The sequence below is a fragment of the Pseudomonas sp. FW305-96 genome (assembly GCF_058783825.1).
Genome location: NZ_JBYSYW010000036.1, coordinates 1 through 22,693, shown reverse-complemented (window position 1 = coordinate 22,693; position 22,693 = coordinate 1). Strand labels below are relative to the sequence as shown.

At 64.2% G+C, this 22,693-nt stretch carries 16 protein-coding genes; 3 read left to right on the top strand and 13 right to left on the bottom strand.

Annotated elements, in window-relative coordinates:
• Positions 1 to 79: 79 nt before the first annotated feature.
• From AC3WL2_RS21945 to AC3WL2_RS21925, 5 genes are all read right to left on the bottom strand, one after another.
• Positions 80 to 1,912, bottom strand: coding sequence for an ABC transporter ATP-binding protein (locus AC3WL2_RS21945; RefSeq protein WP_102684344.1), 1,833 nt, complete (start codon positions 1,910 to 1,912; stop codon positions 80 to 82).
• Positions 1,905 to 2,537 (bottom strand): DsbA family protein, encoded by a 633-nt coding sequence (locus tag AC3WL2_RS21940; protein ID WP_102684345.1) that lies wholly within the window; start codon positions 2,535 to 2,537, stop codon positions 1,905 to 1,907. The genes AC3WL2_RS21945 and AC3WL2_RS21940 overlap by 8 nt, the downstream gene beginning before the upstream one ends.
• A 3-nt stretch (positions 2,538 to 2,540) precedes the next feature.
• Positions 2,541 to 3,473, bottom strand: a complete 933-nt coding sequence (trhO, locus tag AC3WL2_RS21935) for an oxygen-dependent tRNA uridine(34) hydroxylase TrhO (protein ID WP_023631440.1) — start codon at positions 3,471 to 3,473, stop codon at positions 2,541 to 2,543.
• 118 nt (positions 3,474 to 3,591) lie between these two features.
• Positions 3,592 to 3,891, bottom strand: a complete 300-nt coding sequence (locus AC3WL2_RS21930) for a BolA family protein (RefSeq protein WP_102684346.1) — start codon at positions 3,889 to 3,891, stop codon at positions 3,592 to 3,594.
• Positions 3,892 to 3,901: 10 nt separating this feature from the next.
• Positions 3,902 to 4,420: a DUF2059 domain-containing protein gene (locus tag AC3WL2_RS21925; protein ID WP_102684347.1), complete on the bottom strand. Its 519-nt coding sequence runs from the start codon at positions 4,418 to 4,420 to the stop codon at positions 3,902 to 3,904.
• 153 nt (positions 4,421 to 4,573) lie between these two features.
• On the opposite strand from AC3WL2_RS21925, the gene AC3WL2_RS21920 reads away from it, so the two are divergent.
• A complete protein-coding gene (locus AC3WL2_RS21920) occupies positions 4,574 to 5,968 on the top strand; it encodes a class II fumarate hydratase (RefSeq protein ID WP_102684348.1) in 1,395 nt (464 codons plus the stop codon).
• Positions 5,969 to 6,004: 36 nt separating this feature from the next.
• On the opposite strand, the gene AC3WL2_RS21915 is transcribed toward AC3WL2_RS21920, so the two are convergent.
• Together AC3WL2_RS21915 and pap are read right to left on the bottom strand one after the other, a co-directional pair.
• A complete protein-coding gene (locus tag AC3WL2_RS21915; protein WP_102684349.1) occupies positions 6,005 to 6,958 on the bottom strand; it encodes a DMT family transporter in 954 nt (317 codons plus the stop codon).
• Positions 6,959 to 7,149: 191 nt separating this feature from the next.
• Positions 7,150 to 8,640 carry a polyphosphate:AMP phosphotransferase gene (gene pap, locus AC3WL2_RS21910; protein ID WP_102684350.1) on the bottom strand — a complete coding sequence of 497 codons (1,491 nt, stop codon included), beginning with the start codon at positions 8,638 to 8,640 and terminating at the stop codon, positions 7,150 to 7,152.
• A gap of 153 nt (positions 8,641 to 8,793) precedes the next feature.
• Here pap and mnmC point away from each other — a divergent pair, with 153 nt between their 5' ends.
• Positions 8,794 to 10,764 carry a bifunctional tRNA (5-methylaminomethyl-2-thiouridine)(34)-methyltransferase MnmC2/FAD-dependent 5-carboxymethylaminomethyl-2-thiouridine(34) oxidoreductase MnmC1 gene (mnmC, locus tag AC3WL2_RS21905; protein ID WP_102684351.1) on the top strand — a complete coding sequence of 657 codons (1,971 nt, stop codon included), beginning with the start codon at positions 8,794 to 8,796 and terminating at the stop codon, positions 10,762 to 10,764.
• A 62-nt stretch (positions 10,765 to 10,826) separates the two neighbouring features.
• Here mnmC and AC3WL2_RS21900 read toward each other — a convergent pair whose 3' ends face one another.
• Positions 10,827 to 10,955 carry a PA1414 family protein gene (locus tag AC3WL2_RS21900; RefSeq protein ID WP_256206021.1) on the bottom strand — a complete coding sequence of 43 codons (129 nt, stop codon included), beginning with the start codon at positions 10,953 to 10,955 and terminating at the stop codon, positions 10,827 to 10,829.
• A 124-nt stretch (positions 10,956 to 11,079) separates the two neighbouring features.
• Positions 11,080 to 11,973, bottom strand: coding sequence for a putrescine utilization regulator PtrR (gene ptrR, locus AC3WL2_RS21895; RefSeq protein WP_102684352.1), 894 nt, complete (start codon positions 11,971 to 11,973; stop codon positions 11,080 to 11,082).
• Between the two features lie 107 nt (positions 11,974 to 12,080).
• Between ptrR and AC3WL2_RS21890 the strand changes: the two genes are divergently transcribed.
• The gene (locus AC3WL2_RS21890; protein WP_102684353.1) at positions 12,081 to 13,241 is read left to right on the top strand and encodes an MFS transporter; all 1,161 of its coding nucleotides are present in this window, start codon (positions 12,081 to 12,083) and stop codon (positions 13,239 to 13,241) included.
• 67 nt (positions 13,242 to 13,308) lie between these two features.
• Here AC3WL2_RS21890 and AC3WL2_RS21885 read toward each other — a convergent pair whose 3' ends face one another.
• The 4 genes from AC3WL2_RS21885 to AC3WL2_RS21870 all read right to left on the bottom strand — a co-directional run.
• On the bottom strand, positions 13,309 to 14,235 hold the full coding sequence (locus AC3WL2_RS21885; RefSeq protein ID WP_102684354.1) for a DMT family transporter: 927 nt from the start codon (positions 14,233 to 14,235) through the stop codon (positions 13,309 to 13,311).
• 91 nt (positions 14,236 to 14,326) lie between these two features.
• Positions 14,327 to 14,731, bottom strand: coding sequence for a transcriptional regulator (locus AC3WL2_RS21880; protein ID WP_102684355.1), 405 nt, complete (start codon positions 14,729 to 14,731; stop codon positions 14,327 to 14,329).
• 116 nt (positions 14,732 to 14,847) lie between these two features.
• Positions 14,848 to 15,240, bottom strand: coding sequence for an SMI1/KNR4 family protein (locus tag AC3WL2_RS21875; protein ID WP_139672906.1), 393 nt, complete (start codon positions 15,238 to 15,240; stop codon positions 14,848 to 14,850).
• A 19-nt stretch (positions 15,241 to 15,259) separates the two neighbouring features.
• Positions 15,260 to 22,693: hemagglutinin repeat-containing protein (locus AC3WL2_RS21870; RefSeq protein WP_173862456.1), on the bottom strand; the 7,434-nt coding region annotated here is incomplete at its 5' end.

Below are 22,693 nucleotides of genomic sequence, written 5' to 3'. Positions count from 1 at the left end.
CAAGCTGCAAGCCCCAAGCGGCAAGAAAAAGTGCGCTGACTTCAACTTGCCGCTTGCAGCTCGAAGCTTGAGGCGGTTTTCAGGTTTGCTGCAGGTGGCCGTAGAGCTTGGCGTACAGGCCGCCTTCGGCGATCAGTTGCTGGTGGTCGCCATCTTCGGCGACATGGCCGCCATCGAACACCAGCACCCGGTCCGCCTGCTTCACCGCCGACAGGCGGTGGGCGATGATCAGCGTGGTGCGCCCGCTGAGGAAGCGTGCCAAGGCCAGGTGCAGGTTGTACTCGGTAGCCGCGTCCAACGCAGAGGTGGCCTCATCGAGGATGACCACCTTGGGTTCGGCCAGCACCATGCGGGCGATCGCCAGGCGCTGGCGCTGGCCACCAGACAGGCGCACGCCGGAACGCCCGACGATGCTGTCCAGGCCCTGGGGCAGCGCGGCGATGGTGGCGTCCAGCTGGGCGATGCGCAGCGCCTGCCAGCAGTCCTCGTCACTGCAGTCACGACCCATGGCCAGGTTGGCACGCACGCTGTCGTTGAACAGCGAGGGGTGCTGCAGCACCACCGCGACATTTTCGCGCAGGGTCTCCAGGCCGATCTCCTGCAGGCTGGCGCCCCCGAAGCGGATGGTCCCGGCCTGGGCGCTGTACAGCCCAAGCAGCAACTGCACCAAGGTACTCTTGCCACCGCCGCTGGCACCGACGATGGCGACCTTCTCGCCCGGGGCGATGGTCAGGTTGAGCTGGTCGAGCACCGGCTCGTCGGCATAGGCGAAGCGCAGGTCGCGCACCTCGATACCAACCGTCTCGCGCCCGGCGAACGGGTCGCCGGCCGCCGGGTACTGCGGCTCGTCGGCCCGCGCCAGCAGCTCGTTCAAGCGACTCAGCGCACCGCCGGCGGCGTAGTAGGCATATTGCAGGTTCAGCAACTGCTCCACCGGCCCGATCATGAACCACAGGTAGCTGAACACCGCCAGCATCTGGCCGATCGACAGGTCGGAGAACAGCACCGTGAGCATGGCAGCGGCACGGAAGATGTCGATGCCGAACTGGAACAACAGGCCACTGGCGCGACCGCTGGCGTCGCTCTTCCACTGCGAGGCAACCGCGTAGTCGCGCACCTCGCGGGCGCGCAGTCCCAAGCGGCCGAGGAAGTAGCCCTGGCGGTTGCTGGCGCGGATTTCCTGGATCGCGTCGAGGGTCTCGGTCAATGCCTGGGTGAAACGTGCGGTGCTGTCGTTCTCGAGCTTCTTCAGGTGCTTGACGCGCTTGCCCAACTGCACGGTGAAATAGATCACCAGCGGGTTGAACAGCAGGATCAGCAGCGCCAGCTGCCAGTGCATCCAGATCAGGATGGCCGCGGTGCCGGTCAGCGTGAGCACGGCCACCAGGAAGCGACTCAGGGTTTCGCCGACGAACTTGTCGAGGGTGTCCAGGTCGGTGACCAGGTGGGTGGTCACCGTGCCGCTGCCCAGGCTTTCGTACTCCTTGAGCGAAATGCGCTTGAGCCGCTCGATCAGGCGGATGCGCAGGCGGTAGACGATGTCCTTGGCCAGGCCGGCGAACAGCTTGGCCTGGACCACGTTGAACACCAGCGCCGCCAGGCGCAGGCCGAGGGTGGCGCACAGCATCAGCCCGATGTAACCCGCGGCCACCTGCCAGCCCGCGGGCAGGAAATTGTTCATCCACTTCAGCGCCGCGTCGCCATGCCCCAGCAACACTTCATCCACCAGCAAAGGCAGCAGCAAGGGAATCGGCACGCTGCACAGGGCGGCAAGCACGGCCACCAGGTTGGCAGTCCACAGGGCTTGCTTGTGGTGCAGGGCCAGACGGCGGATTTCCGCCCAGCTCAGGCGATCGGGCACAGCGGGCGACTTCCCTGGCACAGGGTCTGGCGACCCTGGCAGGTCAAGCACAGGCGGCCTGCTGCAGCCAGCGGCCGAGCAAGGGTTGCAGGCTTTCCAGCGGCTGGTAGCCATTGGTCAGCAGGGCCAGTTGGCCATTGCGCTCGGCCAGCAGCGTGGGGAAGCCAGCGATGCCCAGGTCCTGCACCCAGGCGAAATCGGCACTGGTGGCGATTCGGGTGTCAGGGAGGGTAAAGCGCTGGGAGAACTGTTCACGGTCGAAGCCGGCCTGCTCGGCCAGCTCCACCAGTTGCGGGGCGCGGGTGACATCCACGCCCTGCTGGTAGAACGATGCCTGGATCAGTTGCAGCAGGCGCCAGGCCCGCTTGTCGTCCAGCTCGCGTGCCGTCACCAGGGCGCGGCATGCCGGCTCCGTGTCGTAGACGAAACCGTCGGGCATCGCGTTGTCGAAACGGAACGGCTGCCCGGTGGCGTCATGCACCGCCTGCCAATGCTCGAGGATGTACTTGCGGGTCGAGGCGTCCAGGGCGCTGCCGCCGGTGCGCAGGCCGCCCGGCACCAGGCGGGTCTCGACACCCGCCTCAAGGGCCTGGGCGATCAGCGCCTCGGCCACCGGGGCAAAGCCCCAGCACCAGGAGCACATCGGGTCCATCACATAGAGCAGGCGTGCGGACATGCATCAGGCCTCGGCTTTGTAGTTGAAACCGATCGGGTGCGGCTGGTTGCGCGCCTTGGCCAGCTCGATCTGCTTTTGGCGGTCGATGGCGCTGCGCCGGGTCTTCTCGCTCAGGCTGTCCCAGCAGTGCGGGCAGCTCACGCCTGGCGAATAGTGCTCCGACTCCCGGTCCTTCACGTCGATCGGGTGGCGGCAGGCATGGCACTGGTCGTACTCGCCCTCGGTCAGGTCGTGACGCACCGTGACCCGATTGTCGAAGACGAAGCAGTCGCCGTCCCAGAGGCTTTCTTCCTGGGGTACTTCCTCGAAGTATTTCAGGATGCCGCCCTTAAGATGATAGACCGCTTCGTAGCCCTCACCGAGCATGTAGCTGGAGGCCTTCTCGCAGCGGATGCCGCCGGTGCAGAACATGGCGACCTTCTTGTGCTTGCTCGGGTCGAAGTGGGCCTTGATGTAGTCGGGGAACTCGCGGAAGGTCTCGGTCTTCGGGTCGATGGCACCCTTGAAGGTGCCGATGGCCACTTCATAGTCATTGCGGGTGTCGATCAGCAGCACTTCCGGGTCGCTGATCAGGGCGTTCCAGTCTTTCGGATCGACGTAGGTGCCGACCGCCTTGTTCGGGTCCACGCCCGGCACGCCGAGGGTGACGATCTCTTTCTTGAGCTTGACCTTGGTGCGGTAGAACGGCTGCTCGTCGCAGTACGACTCTTTATGGTCGACGTCCACCAGGCGTGGGTCGTTGCGCAGCCAGGCCAGCAGCGCGTCGATGCCTTCGCGGGTGGCCGAAACGGTGCCGTTGATACCTTCGTTGGCCAGCAGCAGGGTGCCTTTTACGCCGTTGTCGAGCATCGCCTTGAGCAGCGGCTCGCGCAGTTCGACGTAGTCTTCCAGGGTGACGAACTTGTACAGCGCCGCCACGACGATCGGTTGGGTCATTGCGTTGAATCTCCAGGTGGTTGCCCTCGTAAGGGGCGGACCGGGTTTGGCAAAAGCATGGGGCCGCAAAGCGGCCCCGAAGGAATAACGCGAATTGTACCAGAACGACGGAAAGGATTCAGTGCTTGCCGCCGCCGGCACACACCGGCGAGGCCGGTGCCACACCGACCGCCGCCCATTCCTCAGGCGTGTAGGTGTGAATCGCCAGGGCGTGGATCTGGCCCATCAGATCACCCATGGTGGCGTAGACCTTCTGGTGGCGCTTGACGCTGTTCAGCCCGGCGAACTGCTCGCTGACCAGCACCGCCTTGTAGTGCGTTTCCTGGCCACGGCTGTGCATGTGGCTTTCGTTGTGCACTTCGAGGTGTTGCGTGCCCAGCGGCGCCAGTTGCTGCTCGATGCGTTGCTGCATGCTCATCGCGTCACGCTCACTTCTTCGCCGGGGCCTTGCCGGCGCTTGGGTCCAGTTCCTTGGTCATGTCTTCGAGCAGCTTGTTGACCACTGGCACGGCCGGTTCCAGGCTCTGCTGGGTCAGCTGGGCGGACTGCTGGGTGACCTTGGGCATTTCCCGCAGGACCTTCTTGCCCAGCGGCGATTCGTAGAACTTGACCAGATCGTTCAGCTCGGCCTCGGTGAAGGTCGCGGTGTACAGGTCGACCATCTTCGGCTTGAGTTTTTTCCAGCCGATGGCGTTGTCCAGGGCGGCGTTGGCCTTGGCCTGGTAGCTGTCGAGCACGGTTTTCTTGGAGGCCGGCGCCTTGGTCTGCTCGAAGCGCTGGGCGAACATCTGCTGGACCTGCATGTACACCGGGGTGCCCAGCTTGTCGGCATTGGCCAGGGTCAGGAATTTCTCGGCGGCAGCGTTGTGGGCTGGAGTGGCGGCGAGTACCTGGCCGCTGGCGCAAACCAGGGCAACGGCGGCACAGAGGACACGGAGACGGGTCATTGCATTTCCTTCAAGAAAGGGAGGCGAGTACCTCAGAGTAGAGCATTCTGCGCTGTGATGGCGAAGTGCTCAAGTGGCACGACGAGCGATGGAACCGCTCTGTCGAATCAGGGCCTAAACTGCGATTTCGAACCACAAAGGAGTGAGCGCAGCATGAGCCGTATCGAGACAGACAGCCTGGGCCCGGTCGAAGTTCCAGAGGGCGCCTACTGGGGTGCGCAAACCCAGCGTTCGCTGATCAACTTCGCCATTGGCAAGGAGCGCATGCCGCTCGCGGTGCTGCACGCCCTGGCGCTGGTCAAGAAAGCCGCTGCCCGGGTCAACGACCGCAACGGCGACCTGCCCGCCGACATCGCCCGCCTGATCGAGCAGGCCGCCGACGAAGTGCTCGACGGCGAACACGACGACCAGTTTCCGCTGGTGGTGTGGCAGACCGGCAGCGGCACCCAGAGCAACATGAACGTCAACGAGGTGATCGCTGGCCGCGCCAACGAGCTGGCCGGCAAGGGGCGCGGCGGCAAGGTGCCGGTGCACCCCAATGATCACGTCAACCGCTCGCAGAGCTCCAATGACTGCTTCCCCACCGCCATGCACATCGCCGCGGCCCAGGCGGTGCATGAGAAACTGCTGCCGGCGATCGCCGAACTGTCGGCCGGCCTGGCCGAGCTGTCGGCGCGCCACTCGCACCTGGTGAAAACCGGGCGCACGCACATGATGGACGCCACGCCGATCACCTTCGGCCAGGAGGTCTCGGCCTTCGTCGCCCAGCTCGACTACGCCCAGCGCGCCATCCGCGCGACTTTGCCGGCGGTTTGCGAGTTGGCCCAGGGGGGCACCGCCGTGGGCACCGGGCTCAATGCCCCGCACGGTTTCGCCGAAGCCATCGCCGCGGAGCTGGCGGCCTTGTCCGGCCTGCCGTTCGTCACCGCGCCGAACAAGTTCGCCGCCCTGGCCGGCCATGAGCCGCTGACCAGCCTGGCCGGGGCGCTGAAGACCCTCGCCGTGGCCCTGATGAAGATCGCCAACGACCTGCGGCTGCTGGGTTCCGGCCCGCGCGCGGGGATTGCCGAGGTACGCCTGCCAGCCAACGAGCCAGGGAGTTCGATCATGCCCGGCAAGGTCAACCCGACGCAGTGCGAGGCCTTGTCGATGCTGGCCTGCCAGGTGCTGGGCAACGATACGGCAATCGGCTTTGCCGCAAGCCAGGGGCATCTGCAACTGAACGTGTTCAAACCGGTAATCATCCACAACCTGCTGCAGTCGATCGAACTGCTGGCCGATGGTTGCAGCAACTTCCAGCAGCACTGCGTGGCCGGCATCGAGCCGGATGCCGAGCAGATGGCGGCGCACCTGGAGCGTGGATTGATGCTGGTGACAGCGCTGAACCCGCACATTGGCTACGACAAGGCGGCGGAAATCGCCAAGAAAGCCTATGCCGAGGGCAAGACCCTGCGCGAGGCGGCGCTGGAGCTCAAGTACCTGACTAACGAGCAGTTCGACCAGTGGGTGCGACCAGAGAACATGCTGGCGCCCGGCGGCAAGGGTTGATCCAGCGGCCTCATTGCGGTGCGCCGTGATGAGGCGTCAATCAACCAGCGCGCGACGCGCTTTCCAGCCAGCCACCAGCGATGGCCCCAGCGCCACCAACGCCGAACCCAGTACAACGGTCACCGCCCCGACATACCCCAGGCCATTGATCTGCTCGGCATGCACGTAGTCCGGCCATAGCCAGGCCGCCAGGGCCACCGCAACGAACGTCACCAACGGCGTCAGCGCCAGCGTCGCGCTCACCCGCGAGGCCTCCCAATGCGCCAGTGCCTCGGCGAACGCGCCATAGGCCACCAGCGTGTTCAGGCAGCAGGCCAGCAACAACCAGCCCTGCAACGGGCTGAGCTGCAACGCCTCCAGCGGATGCACCCAAGGCGTCAGCAGCAGCGCGCAGCAGATGTAGATCACCATCATCACCTGCTGCGAGCTCCACACCGTCAACAGTTGCTTCTGGCTCAGGGCATAGAACACCCAGATGCTGGTGGCCAGGATGATGGTGAGTACACCGGTGGTGTAGGTGCCGAGTGACGTGAGCAGTTCTTCCAGGCGCTGGTTGAAGAACAACGCGAAGCCCAATAGCAGCACCAACAGCCCCAGGCCTTGCCCCACGCTGAAACGCTCTTTGAAGACGAAGACGCTGGCCACCAGCAACAGCACCGGCCCCAGTTGCACCACCAGTTGCGCGGTACCGGGACTGAGCAGGTTGAGCCCGACCAGATACAACACGTAGTTGCCGACCAGACCCGCCACCGCGACGGCCACCAGCCCCTTGCCCTTGACGCCGAGTCGGCTGAACGACGGCAGTCGCCGATTGGCCGCCAGCCACGCGAACAGCAGGCCCCCGGATACGCTCAGGCGATACCAGGTGACGGTCACCGGGTCCATCACCTGCAGCACCTGCTTGAGCTTGATCGGCAGAATGCCCCAGAGAAACGCGGTCAGCAGCGCCAGCAGCAGGCCCTGGACCCAGCGTCCGGAAGATATGTGCATGGTGTCCTCGAATCAGGCTTTGGCGGGGGAAGCTGCAGTCTAAAGGCTTGCCGGGAAGGATGTGGTGGGAAAAGATTTCATCAGGTCATTCCCAGGATGCATGCTCAATGCGTGGGCGGGCTTTCGTGGGAGCGGCGGTGCGCCGATGCGACTTGCCCCGCGATAGGGGCAAGCCAACACCCATGCACTATCTACTTCTTGTCCTTGGCGAACGCCGCCTCCAGCGCCTGGTTGATCGTGCGCAGCACCTTTACCCGCGCCCAGCGCTTGTCGTTGGCCTCCACCAGGGTCCACGGCGCGATCTCGGTGCTGGTGCGGTCGACCATGTCGCCCACCGCTTCGGAATAGACATCCCACTTGTCGCGGTTGCGCCAGTCTTCCTCGGTGATCTTGTAGCGCTTGAACGGGATCTGCTCGCGCTCCTCGAACCGCTCGAGCTGGGTTTGCTGGTCGATGGCCAGCCAGAACTTGACCACCACCACGCCAGCATTGCTCAGTTGCTCCTCGAAATCGTTGATCTCGCCGTAGGCGCGCATCCAGTCCGCCGGGCTGCAGAAGCCCTCGACCCGCTCCACCAGCACCCGGCCATACCAGGAGCGGTCGAAGACGGTGAATTTGCCGCGCGCCGGAATGTGCCGCCAGAACCGCCAGAGGTACGGCTGGGCACGCTCTTCCTCGGTGGGCGCGGCAATCGGTACGATGCGGTACTGGCGCGGGTCCAGCGCCGCCGCCACGCGGCGAATGGCCCCGCCCTTGCCGGCAGCGTCGTTACCTTCGAAAACCGCCACCAGCGCATGCCGGCGCATGTGCTTGTTACGCAAAAGCCCCGCCAGGCGTGCCTGCTCGGTGACCAGCTGCTCTTCGTAATCGCGTTTGTCCAGGCGCTTGCTCAGGTCAAGTGCGCCCAGCAGGCTCTTCTGGTCAATGCTGCGCCCCAGCGGTGTCACATTGCCCTGGTGCTTGAGTGGCTTGTTGTCCAGCGCCGCCTGCAGGCTCTCCAACAGAATGCGCCCCACCGCGAGGCTGCGGTAATACGGATCGACGCCCTCGATCACGTGCCAAGGCGCGTAGTCGCGACTGGTACGACGCAGCACCCGCTCGCCGAAGCGCACGAAGCGGTCGTAGGTTTGCGACTGCTGCCAGTCCAGCGGGCTGATGCGCCAGTTGTGCAGCGGGTCTTCCTTGAGCGCCTTGAGCCGCGCCTTCATCTGTTTCTTGGACAAGTGGAACCAGAACTTGATGATCAGCGCGCCCTCGTCGCATAGCATCTGCTCCAGGCGCTCGGCGCCGGCGATGGCCTGGTCGAGCACCGCGTCCTTGAACTGGCCGTGCACCCGCCCTTCGAGCATCTGGCTGTACCAGTTGCCGAAGAACACGCCCATGCGCCCTTTCGGTGGCAGCGCCCGCCAGTAGCGCCAGGCCGGCGGGCGGGCCAGCTCTTCGTCGGTCTGCTGGTCGAAGGTGCGAACCTCGATCAGCCGCGGGTCCATCCATTCATTGAGCAGCTTGACCGTCTCGCCCTTGCCGGCGCCCTCGATGCCGTTGATCAGCACGATCACCGGAAAGCGTGCCTGCTGCTTGAGTTCGTACTGGGCTTCGAGCAGGGCCTCGCGCAGGGCGGGCACTTCGGCTTCGTAGGTGTCCTTGTCGATGCTGTGACCGATTTCGGCGGATTCGAACATGGAGGGCTCCTTCAATGGATAAGCAAGATTAGCGGATCGAGGAGGATTTTTGCGCCCTCTGCGCTCACCATCGCGACACCAGGCCGCTGCCACGAACGACGCAAGCGTCTGCAGATCGCTTAAGATCCCCCCTTTGTTGCAACCGAGCCGACCATGTCCGACACCCTCCCCCCCACACAGGCCCAGATCGACTGGGATGACCAGGGCCGTCCCCACTCCCGGCAATACGATGATGTCTACTTCGCCATCAACGAAGGCATCGACGAGACCCTGCATGTGTTCATCGAGCAGAACCACCTGCGCCAGCGCTTCGCCGAGCTGCAGCCGCATGCCTGCCTGGTGATCGGTGAAACGGGTTTTGGCACCGGCATGAACTTCTTCTGTGCCTGGCAACTGTTCGCGGAGCTTGCGCCCGCCGAGGCGCGACTGCATTTCGTCAGCGTCGAGAAGTACCCGCTGGCCCGCGACGACCTGGCCCGCGCCATGCAACTGTGGCCGGAGCTGGCCGCCTTCACCCAGCCGTTGCTGGAACAGTACGTGGCGATCCACCCAGGCTTCCAGCAATTCAGCCTCGCCGGTGGCCGCGTCACCCTGACCCTGATGATCGGCGACGCGCTGGAACAGTTGCCTCAGCTCGATGCCCGCATCGACGCCTGGTTCCTCGATGGCTTCGCCCCGGCAAAGAACCCCGACATGTGGACGCCGGAATTGTTCGCCCAGCTGGCGCGGCTGTCGCACCCCGGCACCACCCTGGGTACCTTCACCACCACCGGCTGGGTGCGTCGCTCGCTGATCGAGGCCGGCTTTACCATGAAGAAAGTGCCGGGCATCGGCAAGAAGTGGGAAGTGATGCACGGGGTCTACAGCGGTGCGCCGGCCACTGGCGCACCACCCTGGTACGCCCACCCGGCACCCGCATCGGGGCCACGCGAAGCGCTGGTCATCGGCGCCGGCCTGGCCGGCAGCGCCACCGCCCAGAGCCTGGCAGCACGGGGCTGGCAGGTCTGCGTGCTGGAGCGCCACGACGGCCCGGCCCGGGAGGCCTCGGGCAATCCACAAGGTGTGCTGTACCTGAAGCTTTCCGCCCACGGCACAGCCCTTTCGCAGATGATCCTCGCCGGCTTCGGCTACACCCGCCGCTGGCTCGAGCACCTGCAGCATGGCCAGGACTGGGAGGCCTGCGGCGTATTGCAACTGGCTTTCGATGACCAGGAGAACGCGCGCCAGGCCAAGCTGGCCGCGGCCTTTGACAACAGCCTGCTACAGCGCCTGGAGCGCGCCCAGGCCGAAGCCATCGCCGGGGTCGCGTTGCCCAGCGGCGGCCTGTACTACCCCGAAGGTGGCTGGGTGCACCCGCCTGCGCTGTGCCAGGCCCAACTGGATCACCCGCGTATCCGCCTGCTTACCCACGCCGATGTGCTCGAACTGCGCCGTACCGATGGCCTGTGGCAGGCCTGGGAAGGTGAGCGCCTGCTGGCCAGCGCACCGCTGGTGGTGCTGGCCGGCGCCGCCGATATCCGCCGTTTCCCGGCGTGCGCCGGGCTGCCGCTCAAGCGCATTCGTGGGCAGATCACCCGCCTGCCCGTGACCGAAGGCAGCCGTGCGCTGTGCACCGTGGTCTGTGCCGACGGCTACGTGGCACCCCCGCGCGGGGACGAGCACACCCTTGGCGCCAGCTTCGACTTCAACAGCGAAGACCTGGCACCGACTGTGGCCGAGCATCAAGGTAACCTGGCACTGCTCGATGATATCTCGCCAGACCTCGCCACCCGCCTGTGCACCGCCGAGCTGGACCCGGCGCAGTTGCAGGGCCGGGCGGCGTTTCGCTGCACCAGCCCGGATTACCTGCCCATCGTCGGGCCGATGGCCGATGTCGAGGCGTTCAACGAGGCTTACGCCATGCTGGGCAAGGATGCGCGGCAGGTACCGGACGTGGCCTGCCCGTGGCTTGATGGGTTGTACGTGAACAGTGGGCACGGCTCACGGGGCCTGATCACAGCGCCGTTGTCCGGTGAGTTGATTGCGGCGTGGGTCACTGGTGAGCCGCTGCCGGTGCCCAGGGCGGTGGCCGAGGCGTGCCATCCCAACCGCTTCGCGCTGCGTCGGCTCATACGGGGCAAGTAGCGCGCCCATTGAACGCAAAAGGCCGCCGCATCGATCGGATGCGGCGGCCTTTTGCCGGGTGCTCAACGCCGACGCGGCTGGCGCTTGCGCTGCTCTTCGTCGGTCGGGATCGGCACCGGCTGCAACGGTGGCGGGAGCAGGCCCAAGGCGACAGCGAGGTCATGGAGCCAGTTGTACATGCGTTCGTTCATATTGCCCCCTTGACGGGTCAGCCTCTCGGTCAATCAATCTTGCGATGCGTCATACAGATCATAGTCCGATGTCTTGTATTGCGCATGCCTCTGCTTTTACAGATATGGGCGATTCTGACCCGGATCAAGCGCAGATGGCAGCTTCCGACGGTCGGTCAATCGTTTCGCTTTGTTGCAAATCAATCCAGGCCTGCAGATTGGCCCCGCGTTTGCCCTGGCGCCACATCAACCAGGTCATCGCATGATCGAACGGTGCCTGCAAACGGTGGGCACGCACCTGGTCGCGCCCCGGCAGGCTGTCGAGCATCGATTGCGCCATCAAAGCCACCCCGGCCCCGGCGATCACGCAAGCCAGCATGCTCTGGTAGGACTCGATCTCCATCACCCGGCCCATGGGCGTGTGAGCATGGGCATACCAGGCTTCCAGACGCATGCGGTAGGAGCAGCCCTGGCGGAAGGTGAACACCGCCTTGCCGGCGACATCCCTGGCGCTGTGCACCACCGGGTGCTCGGGGCTGGTGATCAGTACCAGCGTTTCCTCGCACAGTGGCACGCCATCCAGCCCGGCCAGGTTGAGCGGGCCGTCGACCAACGCCGCGTCCAACCGATGGCTGAGCACGCCTTCGAGCAGTTCGGCACTAGGCGCCGCCTGGACCTGCAGGTTCACTGCTGGATAGGCCTGGTGATAACGCGCCAGTAGCGCCGGCAAGTGGATGGCCGCCGTGCTGTACATGGTGCCCAGCACGAAATCTCCCGCTGGCTGGCCACCCTGCACCGCCGCGAGCGCCTCGTCACGCAGGTTGGACAGGCTTTGAGCATAATCCAGCAGTACCTTGCCAGCCGGCGATAACTGCAGACGCTGGCGCTCGCGCAGGAACAGCTCCACCCCCAGTTGCTCCTCAAGCTGACGCAGGCGTGTCGACAGGTTCGAGGGCACCCGGTGCAAGCGTTCGGCGGCGCGGGTCAATGACCCCTCCTCGGCCACGGCCTGGAAGATGCGCAGTTGGCTGAACTCCATGAGATTCTCCAAAACAGAACAACTTCATCATCATTATTCAATTTTATTGAAAGTCAATGCGCCCTACCCTGCCATCCATCGCATCCCCTTCGTGCAGGAGACTTTCCATGTCGCCCTTCGTGCAACTGCTGGCCAGTGCCGTGGCCCTGATGATGGCCATGGGCATCGGCCGCTTCGCCCTGACCCCGCAACTGCCCCGGCTGATCGCCGAGGGCCAGTTCGACCTGACCGCTGGCGGCCTGGTCGCCGCCGCCAACTACCTGGGCTACTTCCTCGGCGCGGTGGACGCCATGTTCGCCCGCCAGCCACGCCAGGTCCGCCTGCGCCTGCATGGCGGGCTGTGGCTGTGCGTACTGCTGACCCTGGCGTCCTGGGCGGCCGACGGGTTCTGGAGCCATTTGCTGCTGCGCTTCGGCACCGGCGTGGCCAGCGCCTGGGTGCTGGTGATGATCGCCAGCCTCAGCCAGCAACTGGCCAGTGCCCATGGCCGCCAGCGCCTCGGCGCACTGGTGTTCGCCGGGCCCGGTGTCGGGATTGCGGTGACAGGCTTGCTGGCCTTGGCTGCGCACCTGCTGGGGCTGGATTCGGCGGCCCTGTGGCTGGTTTACGGGGTCGCCGCACTGGTCATGCTGCTCGCAGTGCTGCCGTGGCTGCCGCGAGCGCTCGAACCCGTCACCTTGCCCCTTGGCAACGACCGCGGCCCCAACAATGGCATCAGCCGCCTGGGCCTGGTCTACGCGCTATACGGGATCGGCTACATCCTGCCGGCCACCTTCCTGTCGCAGATGGCCAGCCAGCAGTTCCATGGGCAATGGCTGGCCGACCTGTTCTGGCCAGCGTTCGGCCTGGCCTCGGCGCTGGGTGTGATGATCGTCAGCCTGCGCCGCCCGGGCCGCACCTCGACCTGGCTGAGCATCACCCTGTGGCTGCAAGGGCTGGGTGTTCTGGCCTGCCTGCTGGGGGGCGGCGTAGGCCTGGCATTGGGCGTGCTGCTGTGCGGCGGGCCGTTCCTGGCCTGCATGCAACTGGTGATGCAGCGCTCGCGGGAGCTGGCGCCTCATGCCACGCAGCGCAATGCCGGGATGTTGACCGCTTGTTTCGCCCTTGGGCAATTGAGTGGGCCGTTGCTGGCGGCGTTGAGCAGCCATTTCAGTGGGGGATTACAGCCCGCACTGGTACTGGCTGCGGTAGGGATGGGATTGGCCGGGATATTGACCGGGGGCTTCTCGGGTCCACCAACCTGTGCCAGCTTGAGACAGGCAGGCTGACCCTGTGATGAGGCAAGCCCTTGTGGGAACGGGCTTGCCTCGCGATAGGGCCGGAACTGCCGACCGCTTACCCCACCAGTTTGCGCAACTGCTGCCGCACCCACGCCTCGGCGCTGACCATGATCACCCCGAGCAGCACCATCACCGCGCCGATCACGAAGTTCAGGCTCAGCGGCTCGTCCAGCAGCAGCACGCCAAAGGTCACCCCGAACAGCGGCGTGATGAAGGAAAACACCGCCAGGTTCGAGGCCAGGTACTTGCGCAGCAACCAGAACCAGGTCAGGTAACTCACGAACGACACCACGATCCCCTGGAACAGCACGCTGCCCACCGCCAGCGGGGTCAGCGAGAAATCGGCGATCTGCCCGCTCACCAAGGCGATCAGCACCAGCCCGACAAACCCCACTGCCAACTGGTAGAACAAAGTCAGGGTCGCCGGCGCCTCGGACAACCGCGAGCCGCGCACCACCACCGTGGTCGCGCCCCAGGCCAGGCCTGCCAGGATCGCCAAGGCGTCGCCCAGCAACATGCGCCCATCGAGATGTTCGAGGGAAACACCGCCCGCAAAGGCCAGGGCAATCCCTGCAAACGCCAGCAGGATCCCCAGCCACTGCAACAGCCGCAACCGCTCGCTGGGCATCATGAAATGCAGCCCCAGGGCGGTGAAGATCGGCGCGGTGTAGAGGAACACCGACATATGCGCCGCCGAAGTCAGTTTCAGCCCCTCGGCGATGAACAGGAACTCCAGGCCGAACAACGCGCCGGCCAACAGCCCGGCGCGCCAGGTGCTGCCGACCTGGTTCCAGCCACCCCGGAAGCACACCAGCAAGCCGACCAGTACCGCCGCGATGCCATTACGAAACGCCGCCTGCATGACCGGTGCGATATCCACCGCGGCGGATTTGATCAGCACCTGCTGGCAGCCCCAGATCAGGCACAGCCCCAGCATGACCTGGAAAGCAAAAGCGTCGGGGTTCTTGCGGACCGCGGTCATGGGCGGCCCCTCTGCGGGTTGAATGACATGGCAAGGCTCGGCAGTGAGAATGGATCCCGATTATCGGGGGACCGGCCTTGCCGATGCCAGTCTAAATTGACCCGCCAGCGATCTGCGCCTTGGCCGAGACGTGCTCGAAGGTGGCTTCATCCAGGGCATCGGGCTGTTCATCGAGCACCTGGCGTGGGTGTTCGAAGCCCGGAATGCTGCTGTCGATCAGACTGAGCAGGCGCGAACCGCGCGGGCTGAGGACGAAATTCTCGCCATTGCCGCCTTCCGCTTCAGGCCGGCTCTCGATAAAACCCCGTTCGAAGAGGATCTTTTCGTACTTGCAGGCCTGGGCCTTGAGCTGGTTCAGGTCGCCCGGCGCCTCGCCATCGGCGGCCAGCGCGGCGGCATGCTGCTCGGCATAGGGGCGCGGCGTAAAACTGTGACCGGCGCCGTTCTGCACTTCGTGCAGCAAGCGTTCGATCAGGTCCCAGTCGTATGTGCTCATGGGGTAAGCCTCCTGCTGTGGACAAGTAGGTACACAGCGTGGGACTGACAGAGGTTGCCAGGTGTTCCATCAAAACCACGAACCCGCTCATTGCTCTGCGCAGCGCGCCCTGCAGGTTACAAGTCGTTCAGCATTTCACGGATGTATTCGGAAAAACTGTCCGCAACCTGATGAGCCTCACGGCTCACCGGGTCGATATCGACGACCACCCAACCGTTGTTCGTGTCAAACCCTGAACAGTATCCCTGCAGGTCATCCCCGAACAGCAGTATGCCTTCCAGGGCGTTCTCCCCATCCTCATCGTAGACCTGGTCAGGCGTAAGCAGGCCTTCGTACAACATATAGGCCGCCTCACCCACTTCCCCCCATCCAAGCTCCCTGATGAATGCCAGGTAATCAGCCGGCACCTGCGAATGGGCGCCAGCCAGCGCCGAGAGCACCTGCGCTTCGGCGGTCGCCAGTTTGGAAAGGGGGCCGGACACCTTGTCCGGCTGTAGATCGTCATACATTCCCATTCACCCTACCCTCTTATCGTGATGTGAAGATTTCCCTGCCCACACTGTCTTTCCCATGGATGCCACCTTGATGCTGGTCGGGGAAGCGTGCCGGGTGCATGTTCCACCATTCGTTAGGTCCGCCGAACCCACTTTCGATGATGTGGTGTGCATCGTAGGGCTGTCCGGCCTTACGTACCACCTTTGTCCCATCCTTGCTCATCACATTTTCGGTGTAGCGGGGCCACGTCTGGCCTGTCTTGGTTTCCCACTGGCCGATCAGCTCGTCCTTGATCTTGTTGAACTCGCGTCGGTGTTTCTGGGTTTCCTTGGGCGTGAGCTTGGTGTAGTTCTTTTCCCGCAAGGCATTTGCCAGGTTGTCGCGTTGCTCGGCGGTGACTTTCAGGCCCGTGTGCGCCTCCAGCTCATTGAGATAACGCCGTGCCTGGCTGGAAAGCTGGGTGAACGCCGATGCCGGCCCCTTGGGCGGCCCCTCGCCGGCAGGAGGCTCGTGCGGCTTGCGGGTGTCCGGCACATCCAGGTGAGAGCCCGGCCCATTGCTTCCTTCATGGTGGGTGCCGCCCTTGCGTCCTGGTATGGCGCCCATGATCACGCTGGTGATCAACTTGCCACCGCCAATCAGGAAGTCGCCGCCTTCCTTCTTGTCGAGGTCGCCCTCTCCCTCCATGCGCTCGGCAATGTACTTGCCAACCTTCGCCACGGCCTCCTCGACCTTAGCATTGAAGTCCTTGCCCAGCTCCGTCTGGTCGATCACCTGGCTGACAGCCATCTGAATGACAGCCTTGGGGCCTTGCAGCATGGCAATTGCCACGGTGACCGCCTCGGCCGCATCCGGATGCGCACCCAGGTACTCGTTGATGGTAGAGACGTAGGTCAGTGTCCATTGGACGCTGTCGCGCTCCGCCGTGACATGCGTTGTATCAAGCTCAAGAGCCCCCAGTTTTCGCTCGAGCTCCCGGGTGAAATCCTGCGACTGCTCGAACACATGCTCAAGATTGTTGAGCTGCTGCAATACCTGGGTCTGGAAGTCTTCATTGCCCATCAAGACCATGGCATCGCGTGGCGACATCCCTGCCAGGATCAACGACTCGAGGGTGTTTTCCGCCAGCGCCCGGCCCGCGACCGCGACAGCGCCGCTGTCCATTGGCCGCCCGGTCATCCGCTGGTAACGATTGACCAGAGCGTTGAGGGCATTGCCGGCCTGTTCGAAGTTCTTCAGCGCCGTCTTGTCGTAGTCGAGCAGCCCATCGCTCCACTTCTGTAGCGTCTCCTTGGGATTGAGCACATCGTTCAGCGAGCTGTCGGTCACATAGAGATCGGTGCGCGACTCCTTGTCCCGCGTGATTTCGTAGGCTTTGTCGAGGTCACGGTTCAGCCCGACGGTGGAGTCCTGGCCGCTCTCGGCGTCCTTGCGCACAGTGATATCACCTGCACCCACGGTGGCACGGACGGTCTGCTCACGGTCCTTTTCATACTCCCAGCCGCTGACGCTCCAGCTGGTCTGGTTCTTCGGGCCCTTCTCGTCGTTACCTGCGTCTGCGGTGACCTTGCCGTTGGAAGGATCCTGCTCGGCACTGGCCGAACCCTTCTTCCAGCTGCCACCCACATTCAGGTAGTAACCGTGCTCCTTGTCCTTGCCGGCAATGTCGCTGAAGCCCAGGGTGCCGGTGTCGAGTTTGAGATTGCCGTTGTCGGCGGCGATCAGCGCACCGTCGAGCTGGGTGTGGTTCTCGGTGCGGATATCGACCTTGTCACGCCCGGTGATGCGAGTCTGGTCCTCGACCCACTCGGTCTTGCCGGTGGTCTTGCCATAGCCGACCGACCCACTGACACCGGCGCCCGGGCCCACGGTAACAGTGGCATTGATGTCGAACTCCTTGCCCTTGACCTTGCCAGTGTCGATGGCCGAGGCCACGTTGAGGTCGCCACCGACACGGCCGATCACTTCGTCGCCGCGTACCTGGGCGCCCTTGATGTTGGTGTCCTTGCCGCTGGTGAACTTCAGCTGGTCACCGGCATACACATAGGCTTGCTGATGACGCTGGGTTTCACGCTCCAGGTCGCCCTTGCCCATGTTGACGCTGGCGTAAACGCCCACACCTTCCGAGCCGAAGGTCAGGCCGACCTCGCCACCGCCGCTATGACGGTTCTGCTCCTGCTGACTGTCGTTCTTGGCAGCCACGATGTTCAGCTCATTCCCCGCGTTCAACTCCACATCGCGACCGGCCTTGACCTGACTGCCCACGATGTTCAGGTCATTGCTGGCATCGAGCTTGATGTTGCCCCCGGCCTCCAGCTGCGCAGGCGTGGAGGTACCCTGCTGGCTATCGGCACTGGCAGTGCCATGGCTGCCGCCGATGCCGACCTTGAAGCCACCGCTGGTGCCACCATGCACGCCGCCCCAGCTCTGCGACTGGTTGTTTTCCTGGCTGCTGCTGCCCTTGGCGACATCTATGTTGATATCCCGGCCTTTGATGTCGATGTCACGCCCGGCCTGGACCTTGCTGCCCTTGATATTGACGTCGTTGCCAGCCTGCATCTTCACATCGTTGCCGGCGTCCAGCGTCGAAGGCCGATTGCTCTGCTCCACGCTTTGCTGGCTGCTGGTCTGCTTGCTGTTGCCGATCTTGCCGTCACCGGTGGGGCCGGTGAAGAACTGGCCGATGGCATCCACGGTCTGCAAGGTGCTGGAACCCTTGCTGACACCATCCTCGCCCTTGCCGGTATTGCTTATCGCATCCTTGGTACTGCCGGCGTTATGTTTGATCGAGCCGCTGACCCCCTGGCTCTCATACTCGCGCTCCTGCTCCTGAATACGCGTGTCACGGCCGGCATCGATGTTGATGTCTCGTCCGGCGCCAAGGCTGATATCGTGCCCCGCCAGCAAGTCCGAACCGGTCTGGTTGATATCACGTCCAGCATTGATATCCAGGTCCTTGCCAGCCTGGATGCGACTGCCGGCAGCCAACTGCTCGCGCAGGCGGTCCTTGGCTTTCTCTTTTTCAACGCCCGCGAAGAAATTGGTACCGTTGTCGTCGGTGTCCGAATGCAGCCCGACGCTGCTCGACTTGGACCACTGTGTATCGTCACGTTGGTTCTGCGCCGCAGTGATGTTCACGTCACGCCCGGCATTCAGGCTGACATTGCGTCCGGCATTGATGCCGCTACCGAGCACGTTGATATCGCGTTCCGCCTCCAGAGTGGCGTCGCGTACGGCGACCACTTGGCTGCCGACACTGGTGCTGCTGCGCGCTTCATGCCCGGAGGTCTTTGCCGACGCAATCGAGACCGAGGGGATCGAGACGTTTTGCACGCCCGGCAGCATCAGCGCTGTCGGCGACAGCATGTCCTTGACCGAAAGCGAGAGCTTGAGCTTCTGCTTGTACTCCTCGCTGCGGCTATAGGCGGTGTCGTTGGCCGACACCAGGTTGACATCGCCCTCGTCGTCCACCAACCCGGCGCGTAGCTCCACATCGTTGCCGGCATTGGCCTTGCTCGCGCGCAAGCGCACATCGCTGCCAGCCGCCAGGACAATGTCGTTGCCGGCATCGAGCTCGCTGCCCACCTGCGTGGCGCGGGTCTGCAGCTGGCTCTTGCCGCTCTTCGACAGGCCCAGGAAGCCGGACTTGGTCTTCTTGCTGAACTCGCCGTGTTCCTCGACGCCGGACAACACCGCCACATCGCGCGTCGCGCCAATCATGAGATCGCCGCCGGCCTTGAGCTGGCTGCCGATCACCGTGACATCGCGGCCGCCGTCCAGGGAGATGCCGCCATAGTCCTGCTTACTGACGTTGACGGTGAGATCGCCACCCGCCTCGATCACCGAGGCGACGTTGGTGCTGTGGTAGCTCTCCTTCTGGTTCGAACTCTTGCGACCGAACGACCCCTTGCTCTTCTTGAGGTAATAGGACGCGCTTTCGTTCTGGTCGGAAGCGATGGTCAGGTCGCGCTCGACGTCGATGTCGACGTCGCCCTTGCCCTTGACCTGGCTGGCGACGATGGCCATGTCCTGGCCGGCAGACAGCGACACGTCACCCCCGGCCTTGACCGTGGTCGAGACCTGGGTGACCTGGTCCTTGGACTGGGTGACCTTCTTGCTGCGGCTGAAGCTGTGGGCTTCGTTGGCGGCGGAGGTCAGGTTCAGGTCCTCGCCTGCGGCCAGGGAGAGGTTGCGGCCCGCATCGATCTGGCTGGCCACCGCGGTGAGATCACGGCCCGCGCCAATGCTCAGGTCGCGACCGGCGGTAACCGTCGCGCCATGCTGCTGCACGGTGTTGTTGCGCTGGCGGTTGCTGTAGAAGCCTTCGCGCTCCTCGACCGACAGCACGCTGACATCGCGCCCGGCGTTGAGGGACAGGTCGCCGCCACTCTGGATCACGCTGGCGACGTTGTTGATATCCTGGCCGGCCTTGAGGCTGAGGCTGTTCCCGGCTTCGATACGGGCGGCGTTATCCAGGTAGTCCTTGTGCTGGCTGGTGCCGCCGAAATGGGTGACGGCGCGCACCTGGTCACGCTGGTTGAGGATATCGCCATTGACCGCAGTCAGGCTCACGTCGCGCCCGGTGATGATGCCGCCGGCGCTGTTGCTCAGGTTGTTGCCGGCCAGCAGTTCCAGACGCTCTCCGGCCTGGATCAGGCCAGTGTTGACCAGGTTGTTGCCAGCGGTGGCGGACAGGTTGCGGCTGGCCTGCAAGGTCCCGACGTTGGTCAGGTTCTCGCCGGCGATCAGTTGTACGTCCTGGCCGGCGATCAACGCACCGTTGGGGGCCAGGCGGTTGTTGGCCTGGGCCAGGTAAAGCACCGGGACCAGGACCTCTTCGCCGTTGACCTGGTGTTTTTCCATCCACACGATGTCATGGGTCAGCGCCGCCACCTGGGAGGCCGTCAGGCCCACACCCAGGCTCAGCTGGAGCTGGTCCTTGCTGCGGATGGCGTTGTCCATCAGGTACTTGAACAGCTGATCGCCAGAGGTCTGGCCATCGATGAACTGCTGGCCGGTACGGGCCACCACCGCCTGCTGGATCAGGCGCTGCTCGTAGAGTCCATCACCCAGGCGCTTCCAACTCTGGTCCGGGTCGTAGCCCAGGTTGCCGAGCAGATAGTCCGAGCTCATGAACTGCTTGAGGTCGGTGAGGACCGGGTTGGTCTCGATCAGATACTTGTGTGGCTTGCTGGTGTACTGGCTGTCCGGCATACGGGTGACACCCGCAATGTCGGGACGCGCGCTGATCCCCAGGTTGCCGTTGACCGAGGGTTCCCGGGCATCGGCACCGGGATGTCGCGTCGCGCGATTGACGTCGACCGGTGCGCCGTTCGGTGCGTAGACACCGATGGTACTTGCGTTGCCGCCCACGGCACCGCCCTGATGGGCGATGCGGTCGATCTGCTGATGGCTCTGGTTCCCCGCACTGGCATCCACAGCCTGCAGCGCACCAGGCTGGGCGCCTGGGGTCGACACCTGGCGGCCTTGGGTCAAGACTTCAGCACTGCCAAGCGTCCAGCTCGGGGCTGTACCACCTGCGCCACTGCCGCCCTGACCACTCAGGCGGAACAGTCCATTCTGCCCGGTGGGCAAGGTGAAACCACCCAAGGCGAGGGGGTTGACCTGTTGTTGTGCCAGGTCAGGGGGAAGCTGGGCATGAATATTGATGACCGTGCTGCCGGCAGCGCTCGGCAACTTGGGGTCGAACGCCTTGGCTGCCGGGCCACCGACCGTCAGCCCTTCCTGGATGACGCTGTTGATCACGTCCCTGGTGGCGTTGATGCTTACCCGGCCACCCGCCTGTACAACGGCATTCGCCGCACCGACCTGGGTGTCATGCACGATGGTGCGCGGATCGAAGAACGTGACGCCTTGAATCTGCGCGGGCAGCGGCGCTCTCACATCAGGGTTGTATGCCGGCGCGATGTTCAGCGAGCCGATCGAGAATCCGTCAAACCAGCTCTTCCAGCCGATGACCGCGATGGTGTTGTAGTTTGCGGTACCGCCAAGCCGGGTATAGGGCGTGATGCGTGATTCGTTCCAGTTGGCATCCCACATTCGCATCGTGCCTACGACATTCCTGCCGCCGTTACTGGTGTCCCTTTTATATTCCGGGTCATTGGCAGCGTTATAGCGCATCACCGCGGCAAAGTACGGCATGGCGTATTTGACCTTGTCAACGCCTGTCAGGTAGAACGACTTCAGCTCCGAATAGGTGCCCAGTGCCTCGCCCTTGTTGAGGAAGTTCTGCACGTTGACCGTGATATCACGCTGGGCGGTGATCACCGAAGCCGAGTTCTCCAGCCGCCCCCCGAGCACAAACAGGTCGCGGCCAGCACGGATTGCCCCGGCAGGCGAGTCGATCTCGACCTTTCTCTCGTAGTACTCTTCGAGCACCATATGACCGGCGCCCGGCCCAGTCTGACGCATACCGATCGAGCTCCACTTCGGTGTGCCCGTGGTCTTGAAAACCTCCTTCCTGTTCTCGATGGCCTGCGCATTCAGGCGCATGTCCCCGGCACTCTCGAGGCTGCCGGAAATGTTCTCCATCTTGTTCGCCAGCCCGCCCGCGGCATTGCCAGCCACCGTCAAGCCACCCAGGCTGTAGACGTCGCCATAGAAGTTGGTCAAGGCGCCGGTATACAGCTGCATGTCCCCGCCACTGAACAACAGGCTGTGATCGTTGCGCAGGCTGCCGGTGGTCACCCGCACCAACTGGTTGCCACCCAAAGTCCCCAGGTTGTTCACGCTACCGGCATTGACCAGCAGATCCCCCGCCGAGCTCAGCCGCCCCTGGTTGGTCAGCAGGCCCGCCACATTGATCGTGGTGTTGCCCACCCCCGTGATGCTGGCGTTGCTGCCCAGGTTCATCTGCGCCGCGCTCACCCCCAGGGTACCCAGGCTGTTCACCCGCCCATTGGCGCTGCTGTAGGTACCCCCCAGGTTGAGGCTGAGCGCGCCGTCACTGGCGATCAGACCTTCGTTGCTCCAGTTGCCGCCGTTGCCCACCAGGCTGTCGAATGCCAGCAACTGGCCGCCACCGGTCTGGGTGAGGTTGTTGACATTGACCGTCAGGCGCCCGGCCTGGATGGCGCTGCCGTTGGTCCAGCTGTCGGCGGTCAGGGTCAGGCCGCCGCGGGTGCTGAGGCTGCCGCCGGCACGGGTAAGGTTGGCGGTGTCGATGTCGAACACGCCCTTGCCCACGTGCAGCACCTTGCCACCGACGTTCTGCAGCAGGCCGGCGCCGAGGGTCAGGTCACTGTTGCCGATCTCCACCTGGCCATTGCGGTTGTCGAACAACCCGCCAATGGCGAACTGGCTCTTGCCGCTGGTGCCCACGGCACGCAGTTGCCCCCCCTGGTTGTCCAGAGTGGCGGCCGTGATGGCGAGGGTACTGGCGCTTTCGATGATGCCGCTGCGGTTATCCAGCGCGCCGCTCAGCCCCAGTTCGATACGCTGGCCGAC